Source organism: Pseudoalteromonas sp. Angola-30, assembly GCF_028599215.1.
GTDB classification, from domain to species: domain Bacteria; phylum Pseudomonadota; class Gammaproteobacteria; order Enterobacterales; family Alteromonadaceae; genus Pseudoalteromonas; species Pseudoalteromonas atlantica.
The window spans coordinates 99374-110665 of sequence record NZ_JAQREI010000015.1 but is presented as its reverse complement, the minus strand read 5'-3'; the positions used below and the strand labels follow the sequence as shown (position 1 = coordinate 110665).

Below are 11292 nucleotides of genomic sequence, written 5' to 3'. Positions count from 1 at the left end.
AGAGTTTATCGCCCCTAGGCAGAACCCGAAGGGCAGCGCATGTTTGGCATTTATGCTGCGTTATCGCCTATTTATGGGGAGTAACCACACTTCATAGGCTCTGCCTTGCCTAAAAACCAAACATACTGCTGCAAATTCAACCATCAAGGATCAACACGCCCTAATGAATACTGCTTTAAAATACTTACTGTTACTTTGCGCTTTTATGTGTTTTAAATTAAGCGCAAATACCCCCTACCAAATCCCTAGAAGCAGCGTTATAGAGCTCACTGAGCCTATGACCAATCGGGTATATCCTGTTTTTATTCAGCTCCCTAAGTCATATAAAAAGCATCCTGAAAAAATATATCCAGTTATTTATTTAACCGATGCACCGTATACGTTTCCTATTGTGGCGGGTGCTACACGGTTTCCTATGAATAGCGGTAAAATGCAACAGGCTATTATAGTGGCCATTAGCTACGAAAAAGGCTCTAGAGGGTCTAATAGCCGAATTAGAGACTACACCCCAAATAAGGCGCAAAGCTGGAAAAAACAAACCGGTAACGCGCAAAACCACGCGCTGTTTTTAAAAAATACTGTATTGCCGTTTATACAAAGTAACTACCGAGCAAGTAGCACTCAAAAAACTTATATAGGTAATTCTTTAGGCGGTTTATTTGGCGTGACTATTTTATTTACGATGCCCGATTTATTTAACAATTATATAATTGGCAGCCCATCAGTTTGGTTTAATAACAATGCGATTTTAGCGCTACAAGCACATAAGCCTAAATTGCCTACAAAGGTTTATATATCGGTGGGGGCAAAGGAAACGCCACGCTTTGGTGAAGGACAAAATATGGTGGCAGGGGCAAAGCTATTAACGCAAAAAATTAATGCACTTAGCAGTGACAATATTGAACTAAAAAGCGTTGTTATTGAAGGGGCGAGCCATGCAACTGCATTTCCTACTACAGCTATACAAGGGCTTGATTGGGTAACAGCAAACAAGCCCTAAAAGGCACTAAAAGCTTAAGCGCTTTCAAGTTCCTGTTTCCAGTTTACTAATACTTCAATAAATTCTGGGCCTATACCACAGCAGCCACCAATAATACTTGCGCCCTGGCTGTACCACGTTTTTGCAAAATCTAGGTATTCTGCAGGTGCAATATCACGATACGCCTGCGAGCCTTCGTTGGCTTTGTAATCGCTTGCGATAGGTGTAAAGCCATTAGCAAATGCGCCTAACACAACGCTTTTATTTTGTTTAGCTAATACTGCGTTGGTATCGCTAAAGGCTTGCTCTATAACCTCAGGTATTGAGCAGTTAAAGAAAATACCAGTAACATTTTGTTCAAGCAAAGCCGCTACAGCGTCACTTACCAGCTCACCAGAGCGAAGTGTCGCTTGCTCGCTTACCACATCATTTAAGGTAAATGCGTAATAACATGGCTTGTTTGAGTCTTTAAGTACATTTGCCATAACGTGCGCTTCTTCAATGCTCGATATGGTTTCGCCAATCCATACATCTACGTGCTCGTCTTGCGCCTTGTATAGCGTATCTAAAATAGTAAAAGCGCGTTCGCTCTCAAATAGCTCTGGGCGGTAAGAGCCAAATGCGGGTGGTAATGAGCCTGCTACTAATACATTTTGTTTAGCGTTTTGAGCTACGTCTTTTGCAATAACTGCCGCTTGCTGTGCAAGGGCTGCGCCTTGAGCTTGGTATAGCGCTTCACCTAAATGAAAGGGCACACAGGCATAACTATTAACGGTAATTATTTCAGCGCCTGCATCTATAAAACCTTGGTGAGCCTGCGTTACAAAATGTGGGGCTTCTATTAGTGCTTGTGCACTCCACAGTGGCTGTGTAAATGGCGCGCCAATGCGTTTAAGCTCGCGTCCCATGCCGCCATCTAAAATAGTTACTTTATTCATAAAGGATTTCTATACAACTAAACAATATGGCGCTATTCAACCATAATTTTTTTAGATTCATAATGAAACTTCGTCACCTTTAACATGAAAAAAGCTCAATGCTTTTTTACAGGCATAAAAAAAGCGACATCTCGCAAGAGAGCCGCTTATTTAAGTAGGCTAAACCTTACTTATAAAATACGTCTACCGTGCCTTTTACTTTCATAAGTAAAGGCTGGCCGCGGCGGTCTAGTGCTTTAGGTGCGGCAATTTTAATCCAACCTTCGCTAATGCAGTACTCTTCTACGTCAAAGCGTTCTTTGCCATTTAAGCTTACGCCAATTTCGTGTTCAAACACTTCTTCTACGTAATGCTTGCTACGTGGGTTAATAGAAAGCTGATCAGGTAATGCTGGTTTTGTTGAATCGGTCATGGTTTTAATCTTTATTAAAAAGTGATGCGCTATTGTAGGCAATCCACTCAATACGCTCAAGGTTTAATGCTTAGCTACTCAACTTAGCTACACAATACAAAGCCAAGTATTAACAGTGCTATCCAAATGGTTTCGGCAACAATCATAATTATTGGTTTTAAGCCTACCTCGGTGAGTTTGCCTAGGTTTGTTTTCATACCAATGGCGGCTATGGCGGCAATTAAAAAGAATCGAGAAAGCTCATTTGTGGTTTCAAGCACAATAGCGGGTAGGTTAAAGGTGCTGTTTATAATCATTAAAATTACAAAGCCAATTAAAAACCCCGGTACTTTTGGCAGCTCGCCATGGTTACCTTTATTTGAGCTATTAATAACCACCATCATAATAAGTACTACAGGCAATAGCATAGCCACGCGTACTAGTTTGGTAAGTGTTGCTATATCGCCAGTTTCGGGCGATACCGAATAACCGGCACCCACTACTTGGGCTACATCGTGTATGGTGCCACCTAAAAATACGCCTGCGTTATGTGCATCAAATTCAAGGTAGTTAACCACAATAGGGTATAAAATCATTGCAATGGTCGACATGGCTGTTACGCCAATTACGGTAAGTAAGGTATCGCGCTCTTTATGCTCGCTGTTGGGCATAATAGATGAAATAGCCAGTGCTGCCGATGCGCCACAAATAGCAACTGAGCCACCTGTGAGTGCGCCAAAGCGTTTTTGCAAACCAAATACCCGGGCAAGTACAACCCCTAAAATAATGGTGGTAAATATAGCGCCAGCTAACATTAGCGCTGTTTGCCAGCCCAGTGTAACCAAATCGCCCAGCGCTATACGGGTGCCAAGTAAAACAATGCCTACACGTAAAACCGTGGTACCGGTAAAGTCTATGCCTTTAGCGCACGGGCTGTCGCTTTGATATAAAAACGACACCGCCATCCCCAATAATAAAGCAAACAACATAGCGGGTGCGCCATAGTGTTCACTTAAAAATAAGGCAGCAAGGCCAGTCATTGCAGCAATGCTGGCCCCTTGCCATAACGGGGAAACTTTTACCTTTAGTGCACCGGTTAAGCTTTGCATTAGGCGTTAGCTGCTGTCAGTGCAACAAGCACTTGGCGTTTACGCTCGCCAGTAAATGGGCGGCGGCCATGCATAGCCATTTCGTTATCCACTAAGGCTACATCGCCATCTTGCCATGCTAAATCAAAGGTAAATTCTTTTGATAGCTCAACAATTTTTTCAAGCCCTTGTTTAGGAATGGCGCTACCATCGCCAAAGGTAATAGCAACCGATGGGTTTTCGCGAACGCCTTTCCAGCCCATGTAAGCGGCAATAAGTTGGTTATAAAAAACCTGTACGCCGTTTTCAAGTGTAACTACCGCAGGTAAAACCGGAGTAATTGCTTTTAAAGAGCCATCTTCTAGCCATTCCCACTCGTAACCTAGCTCGGTAAGTTTGCTGTGTGCTTCTTCTTTGGTTTCAACACTTAGGGTGCTTTTCCAGCTGCGGCCTTGACCCGATGTAGCATCGTCGGCTGCGGGCATGTAAGTGGTGTACTTTAAGCCTTTTTGCTCAAAGTCATCGGCTAATTGGCTATCAAATTGCTTTAATGCACTAAATAATTTATCTGAGCGACAAAGCGGTGTCGCGCCGCCTTCCTCAGCTGCTGATTTACAAAAAAAGAACAGCTTACTTGGCGAAATAGGCGTTTGTGCCATTTCGTGATGAAGGTAAATTTCTACATCTTTGGGGGCTTCGTTAGCGGTAAATACACGCTCGGTAAAGTTAATACGTACCGCGTTAGATAGCGACTCTTGGTACGTAAAGTTGTCGTAATCAAACCCCGCTGAAAATGTATCAAAGGTTTCGGCGCTATCAACAGGAAAGCCTCTAAACAATACAGCGCCTGAGCTGCGTAGTTTTTTAGCCAACTCGTTTTTGTTAGCGCGAATAAAAGCTACCGCTTCTTCAACGGTGCTGGCGTTATTGTTATTAACTACAATGCACGGAAAAACTGAGTCATCAAACGTTAATTGAGTAGGCACTTGGGCATAGTTAAGTTCGGTAGCTGACATTTTATTATCCTAATCGTAAATAGGGTGAAAACGGTTAAAGGCAGCTTCACAAAAGTGCCCAGGGTCGTTAAAACGGCGGTTGCTATTAAGCGCAGAAATTTGCGCCATTTCTTGCTCTGTTAATTCAAAGTCGAACAGCGCGAGGTTTTCTTTCATGCGTTCAAATTTAGAGGTTTTAGGAATAATGGCGGTGCCGCGTTGCACACCCCAGCGCAGTACAACTTGTGCTGGTGTTTTGCCATGATTTTGCGCCGCAGCTTTTACCACGCTTTGCTCAAGCACCGACTCAGTTTGATCGGCCATTTCAAGCTCAAGGTACGAAAGCGCACCCAGTGGTGAAAACGCCGTAACCGGAATATCGTACTGTTTTGCAAGCCTTACTAGTCGCTCTTGGGTTAAATAAGGGTGCGACTCAATTTGCAGCATGGCGGGTTTAATTGTGGCGTAGGTCATTAAATCGTGAATAAGCGCGCTTGAGTAGTTACACACACCAATGCGTTTTGCTTTGTTGTTATGTACTTGCTCTTCCATTGCTTGCCACGTTAAATGCAGCGGCACTTTTGCCAGCTCCATTTGTGGGTTTTGTGCATCTGGGTCTACAAACCACTCTGGTGGGTAGCGCGTTTCGATTGGTACAAACGTTTGCGCAATCGGAAAGTGAATTAAGTATAAGTCGAGGTACTCGAGCTTTAAATCGCTCAAGGTTTTATCAATGGCAAGTTCTACATGCTCTGGCGCATGAAAGGTGTTCCATAGTTTTGATGTTACCCATAATTCTTCGCGGGTACATAGGCCGTCTTTTATTGCTTGAGCAATGCCATCGCCTACTTGTTCTTCGTTACCGTAGTCTGATGCGCAATCAAGATGGCGGTAGCCTGCTTTAATAGCTTGGTACACCGTTTGCGCGCAATCTTCTTGTGCTACTTTCCATAAACCGAACCCGACTGGCGGGATGTTATTTAATGAACTCATTGGGAATTCCTGTTAAAATTGCATAATGACTTTGGTCTTGTATAAGACATAAGTTATTATACGAATCTAACAGTGTCAACACTGTGTTAACCGCAAGGGAATAAATGAAAGGTGTTAAAAAACCTACAGGCAGCAAAAAGGCAGCGTTTGCTGCCTTTAAAAAATATTTAATAAGTATGCGCTAATATAACTTACTCGCGGCTAAAGCGCGGTTAATTAATCAAGTTCTATTTGGTAGTGGTAATGATCGCTACGGCATTTGCTTAAACGGTACTCAATGCGTTTACCTTCGATTGATTCGGTAATGCGCGATACCAACAATAAAGGGTCACCGGCTTTAATAGCGAGCATTTTAGCGTCGGTTTCATCTGCTAAAACGGCTTTAATGCTGTCTTGGGTTTTATGCACGGTTTGGTTAAATTTGGTTTGGTAGTAATGATACAATGTGTGCGGAATATCACTACTTTGATGTATATCAGGAAAGAAGCTTTGTGGTAGATATATAGTTTCGCTCATACAAAATTCGTTATCGAGAATGCGTCTGCGTACCAGCTTAGTAACTTTGTCTTTTTTATTAAGTTGCAGCGCATCAATAACATCTCGTGGTGCAGGGCAAAGCTCAACCGACAATAGCTCGGCTTTAGGTAGGTCGGCGCCTTTACCGTCGGCCTGTAGCGGAAAAAACCTAAACAGGGCATCTTGCGCGGTATGCTCAGATACAAACGTACCAACACCTTGGCGGCGAGTAACTATTTTATCGTCGGTTAATAAATTAAGCGCTTTACGCACAGTGCCTTGGCTTACATTAAACTCTTCAGCAAGGCGAAACTCGCTCGGTAATACTTCGCCAGGTACCCAGCGTCTTTCAACAATGAGCTGTTTAATATAATCAGCCACTTGTAAGTAAAGTGGTTGAAAAGCCAAGCTTGGGCCACTTAATTTGTGATCAAACATAGAGTTACTCATTGTTATTTACCATTAAATTTAATCCACCTGTATTTATATCATAGGTGAAACTTTTTGCGCAGTTTTGCGCAAGCTCAATTAATTGTGAACTATTGCCGTGTAGTTTGTTTTTACATTATGCCTAAAAACAAATCGTTACACTACAATAGCGCACACGTAGGATATTTAAAGTGCTCAGTATTTCGTTAGAACTCATCTTGCTTATGGCGTTGTGCCTAAGCCTTGCCACCATAATGCAAACGCTTAGCGGGTTTGGCTTTGGGTTGCTGGTGGTTGCAAGCTTTACGTTGCTAGATGTTTTACCGCTCACTGCCACCACCTTTTTAGTGAGTTTATTGGGTTTAGTTAACTCAACCACTGTGGTGGTTAAAAATCGCAGTACAGTAAAAGTGCCCGAGCTTAAACTTATGTTGTATACCGGTATTCCGCTAATGCTGTTAGGTTTTATATTGCTTGAATATATGTCGGCGCATTTAACGCAGTTCTTAAACTTTATTTTAGGTATTAGTATTTTGCTATGTTGTGGCTTAATGCTAATTGGCCGTGATAGAGCAAATAAGCAAAGCGGGCGTGGCTCGTTTTTAATTGCCGGCGGCGTAAGTGGCTTGCTGGGCGGGCTGTTTTCAACTTCGGGGCCGCCATTGGTGTTTCAGTGCTATAAACAAGCTTGGTCTATTGAGGCCATTCGTAGCACCTTACTTGCGGTATTTACCATTGGTGGCTTAGTCCGTGTTGGTATTGCCTTATTTGGCACCTTACCCGAGCTCGACATTATGTTTTTAATTGCAGCGGCCATACCGCTGGTATTATTAGTAACGCAATTTGCTCGTAAATTAACGCCTTACGTTGATGCAAAATGGATTCGTATAATAGCAATTGCATTGCTTGGCCTAAGTGGCGTTTCGCTGGTGGCAACATCGGCACCGGGCATATTTTAAAAGTAACGATGTAAATAATTCATCTTAGGGTTATTTACATTGACATGGGGATTACAATTATTTAACTTGTGTCTTATACAAGACTAATAATTGGTTAAGGAACTCCCATGAATGCATTTGAATTACGTGAGCCAGACTGGAACGCAATAGAGCCAGCACGCTTAACTGCAGAGCCTAAATTACAAGGCCATGTGCTAGTTTTACCAACTCAATTTGGCGAGGTCAGCGTTACCATAAGCCAGTTTGGTTTACGTTTAAATGCAGGCTCCACGCATGACGAGACGTTTAAAATATTAACCACCACCCCTTCAAACTTACCGCTATCACTTAATAAATTAGACCAAGGCTTTGCAGCCACCGCCGGAGAGTACCGCTTAGAATTTTACAGCGACCCTTTTTACTTTAAGCTTTATAAAAACGATAAATTAGTACAGCAATCAGCAACCGATGGCCACTTTGTGCGCCAGCACCGTTTACCGCCACTGGCCAAAACCGATAACGGCTGGATTTTAAGCCTAGAGCTTAATTACGACGAAGCCGTTTACGGCCTTGGCGAAAAGTGGGGCAAGCTTGATAAACGCGGCCAACTTATTCGTTCATACAACCACGATGCGCTAGGCGTCAACGCCGAAAAGTCTTATAAAAATACGCCATACGCATGGAGCCCAGAGGGCTGGAATTTATTTGTACACACGCCGGCGCCCGTTACACATGGCGTAGGCTACGCACTTTGGTCGCAACGTGCTTATGTGTGTTTAGTAGAAGATGACGCGTTAGATGTATTTTTATACCAAGAGCAAACGCCTGCACAAAGCATTAATCGCTACTGTGAACTAACTGGTTTTGCACCGGTGCCACCGCAGTGGAGCTTGGGTGTTATTTTATCAAAAGCGTACTACAAAGATGCCGACGAGCTATTAAGTGTCGCCCGCGAAGTACGCGCTAAAAACATGCCGTGCGATGTAATCACCCTTGATGGCCGCGCATGGCAAGACACCGACACCCGCTTTGCCTTTGAATGGGACCCAACACGTTACGCCGACCCAAAACCTGTGCTTGATGAACTAAAAGCCATGGATTTTAAAATTTGTGTGTGGGAATACCCAATGATCTCGGTAAACAACCCATTATTTGCAAAAGCGGCCGAAAACGGCTGGCTAATAAAAGACAAACGCACAGGTAAAGCATATCAATACGAGTGGGATTTAAGCCCCTTTGGCGAAGTACTTACGCCATTACCAGAGTCGGGCATTTTAGATTTTACTCATCCCGATGCTTACGAATACTGGCTGGAGTCGCACAAGCCATTGTTTGAGCTTGGCGTAGATATGATAAAAGCAGACTTTGGCGAACAGCTAGAAGACGAAAACATGGTATCGCACAGTGGCGACAGCGGTATTAGATTACACAATGTTTATAGCATGCTGTACAACCGCTGCGTTTATGAAGCCGCCGAAAAATACTGTAAAACAGGGCCATTTTTGTTTAGCCGCTCAGCGTGGACTGGCAGCCAACGCTTCCCAGCACAATGGGGTGGCGACCCACAAGCCGATTGGCAGGGCTTAGCGGCGAGTATTCGCGGCAGCTTAGCGTGGGGCATGTCGGGCGGGCCATTTTTTGCAACCGATATTGGTGGTTTTTATAAAGATACCCGCGATGCAGAGCTTTATGTTCGCTGGGCGCAAGCGTCGGTATTTAGTGCACATATGCGCTTACATGGTATTGGCCCACGCGAACCGTGGTCATACACCGAGCAAGCAAGTGACGCTGTATTTGCAGCGCTTAAATTACGCTATCAGTTAATTCCGTACTTACAAGAATGTGCAGAGCAAGCGCAGCAAACAGGGCTGCCTATTCAGCGTGCTATGGCATTGGCGTTTCCTGATGACGTACTGGCACATAGTTTTGATCAGCAATTTATGTGCGGCGAAAAACTCCTTGTTGTGCCATGTGTTGTACCAAACGGTAAAGTTAAATTTTATTTACCACAAGGCGAGTGGGTGCGATTCCCTGATGGGCAGGCGTACCAAGGCGGCAAGTATTACGAAGAAACACTTGAGCTTACACAAATGGCCGTATTTGTTCGTAAAGGCGATACGCTCATGCTAGGCCCAGAGGTTCAACACACAGAGCAAGACATGAGCCAGCTAACAGCATGGCCAAAATAAAACTCGGTTAATAGCAAACACACACAACACACGTAACACACAATAATAAAGATATTAGCTTACTTTTTACCGGGTAAAGTAAGCTAAAAGGGGCGCAAGATGGAAGGTATGAACATTACCATGACACTGCTATCGTGCTTGGCGTTTATGGCGCTGGTAGGATATATCTCGTACCAAAAAACCAAAGGGGAAGTTAACACCCAAGACGGCTACTTTTTAGCGGGGCGTGGTTTAACAGGTACATTTATAGCGGGGTCGATGATCCTCACTAACTTATCGGCCGAGCAACTTATTGGCCTAAATGGCTCAGCGTATGGTTACAACCTAAGTTCTATGGCGTGGGAAGTAACGGCTGGGATATCAACCATTATAATGGCGCTGATCTTTTTACCACGGTATTTAGCCGGCGCGTTTTCTACCTTGCCTGAATTTTTACGGGATCGTTTTGACGATACCGTACGCCGTATGACGGTGATCTTATTTATGGTAGGGTATTGTTTTATAACGATCCCTTCTGTTTTGTACTCAGGATCAATCGCCGTTCTTAGGCTGTTTGATGTGCCCACCTTATTAAACTTAAGCTATCAAGCAAGCTTAATTGTCACCATTATTATTGTGGGCTCCGTGGGCGCTATTTACGCGGTATTCGGCGGTTTAAAGGCGGTTGCAGTATCAGATACCATTAACGGTGTTGGGTTATTAATTATTGGTATTTTAGTGCCTACCCTTGGCCTTATTGCCCTTGGCGATGGCAACTTTGCCGATGGCCTAAGCACACTGGTAAACACCGATACGGAAAAGCTCAACGCTATTGGAAGCAGTGACGATCCCGTGCCATTTGGCACCATTTTTACCGGTATGATCCTCGCTAATTTATTTTATTGGGGCACCAATCAGTACGTGATCCAGCGTACACTAGGCGCTAAAAACTTAGTAGAAGGCCAAAAGGGCGTGTTGTTTTCAGGGTACTTTAAAGTGCTAGTACCCTTTATGATGATGATCCCAGGCGTAATTGCGTATCACCTTTATAAGCACGAAAGCTTACAAACCATAGATTTAGCTTACCCACATTTAGTTAAAGATGTACTGCCTCAGTACTTATCTGGGTTCTTTTTAGCGGTGCTACTAGGTGCGGTATTTAGCTCGTTTAATTCGCTGTTAAATAGTGCCGCCACGTTGTTTTGTTTAGATGTATACAAACCCATGAAAAAAGACAAAGTAAGCGACGAAAAGCTGATTAAAGTGGCCAAAATTACCAGTATTGTAATTGCTGTTTTATCGTTTATTACCGCGCCATTACTGATGTTTGCACCAGAAGGTTTATGGCACATAATTCGTGTATTTACCGGATTTTACAACATTCCGGTCATCACAATTGTGCTCGTGGGGTTATTTACTCGCAAAGTGCCTGCACTGGGCGCTAAAGTGGCTATTGTTTTTCATGTTATTGCCTACACTTTGCTTAAATTTGTGTGGGATGTAGATATTAACTTTATCCATATTTACGCCATATTATTCTTTATTGAGCTGGCCATTATGTTAGGTATTGGCTACTACAAACCTCTTGCCACACCATGGAACTTTACCCGCAAAGCCGAGGTAAACCTAAGCCCGTGGAAATACGCACTGCCTTGCGCGATTGTATTAGTGAGCTTAATTATAAGCTTGTACATACTGTTTTCTCCGCTTGGATTGGTGGGTGGCACCAGCGTGTACTTTGTACCAAGCTTAATTGCTGTTTGGACTAGCGCCTTTGTGCTTAGCTGGTGGAGCGTACGCCGATGGCATAAGCGTTACCAAAGCAGCTTAGCGCATATTGGGGCATAACGCGCCGTT

The 11292-nt window shown here is 43.7% G+C and carries 10 protein-coding genes; 4 read left to right on the top strand and 6 right to left on the bottom strand.

The window, feature by feature from the left end; translation table 11 throughout:
- Positions 1-163 precede the first annotated feature (163 nt).
- The gene (locus PSH54_RS16365; RefSeq protein ID WP_273606613.1) at positions 164-1000 is read left to right on the top strand and encodes an alpha/beta hydrolase; all 837 of its coding nucleotides are present in this window, start codon (positions 164-166) and stop codon (positions 998-1000) included.
- Between the two features lie 14 nt (positions 1001-1014).
- Here the strand turns inward: PSH54_RS16365 and PSH54_RS16360 are convergent, their stop codons facing one another.
- The 6 genes from PSH54_RS16360 to PSH54_RS16335 all read right to left on the bottom strand — a co-directional run bounded on the left by PSH54_RS16360 (position 1015) and on the right by PSH54_RS16335 (position 6350).
- Entirely contained in the window at positions 1015-1917 is a 903-nt protein-coding gene (locus PSH54_RS16360) for a homocysteine S-methyltransferase family protein (RefSeq protein ID WP_273606612.1), read from the bottom strand.
- A gap of 166 nt (positions 1918-2083) precedes the next feature.
- Complete coding sequence (locus PSH54_RS16355; RefSeq protein ID WP_024034014.1) at positions 2084-2329, bottom strand: DUF3297 family protein; 246 nt, start codon at positions 2327-2329, stop codon at positions 2084-2086.
- Between the two features lie 83 nt (positions 2330-2412).
- Positions 2413-3417, bottom strand: a complete 1005-nt coding sequence (locus tag PSH54_RS16350) for a YeiH family protein (RefSeq protein WP_273606611.1) — start codon at positions 3415-3417, stop codon at positions 2413-2415.
- Positions 3417-4412 carry a TauD/TfdA family dioxygenase gene (locus PSH54_RS16345; protein WP_248443775.1) on the bottom strand — a complete coding sequence of 332 codons (996 nt, stop codon included), beginning with the start codon at positions 4410-4412 and terminating at the stop codon, positions 3417-3419. The genes PSH54_RS16350 and PSH54_RS16345 overlap by 1 nt, the downstream gene beginning before the upstream one ends.
- Positions 4413-4421: 9 nt before the next feature.
- Positions 4422-5384: an aldo/keto reductase gene (locus tag PSH54_RS16340; RefSeq protein WP_273606610.1), complete on the bottom strand. Its 963-nt coding sequence runs from the start codon at positions 5382-5384 to the stop codon at positions 4422-4424.
- 216 nt (positions 5385-5600) lie between these two features.
- Positions 5601-6350, bottom strand: coding sequence for a GntR family transcriptional regulator (locus PSH54_RS16335; RefSeq protein WP_273606609.1), 750 nt, complete (start codon positions 6348-6350; stop codon positions 5601-5603).
- 170 nt (positions 6351-6520) lie between these two features.
- On the opposite strand from PSH54_RS16335, the gene PSH54_RS16330 reads away from it, so the two are divergent.
- From PSH54_RS16330 to PSH54_RS16320, 3 genes are all read left to right on the top strand, one after another.
- Positions 6521-7288 (top strand): sulfite exporter TauE/SafE family protein, encoded by a 768-nt coding sequence (locus PSH54_RS16330; RefSeq protein ID WP_004586028.1) that lies wholly within the window; start codon positions 6521-6523, stop codon positions 7286-7288.
- Between the two features lie 107 nt (positions 7289-7395).
- Positions 7396-9456, top strand: a complete 2061-nt coding sequence (locus tag PSH54_RS16325; protein ID WP_256846385.1) for a glycoside hydrolase family 31 protein — start codon at positions 7396-7398, stop codon at positions 9454-9456.
- 99 nt (positions 9457-9555) lie between these two features.
- On the top strand, positions 9556-11283 hold the full coding sequence (locus PSH54_RS16320) for a solute:sodium symporter family transporter (protein WP_273606608.1): 1728 nt from the start codon (positions 9556-9558) through the stop codon (positions 11281-11283).
- Positions 11284-11292 lie beyond the last annotated feature (9 nt).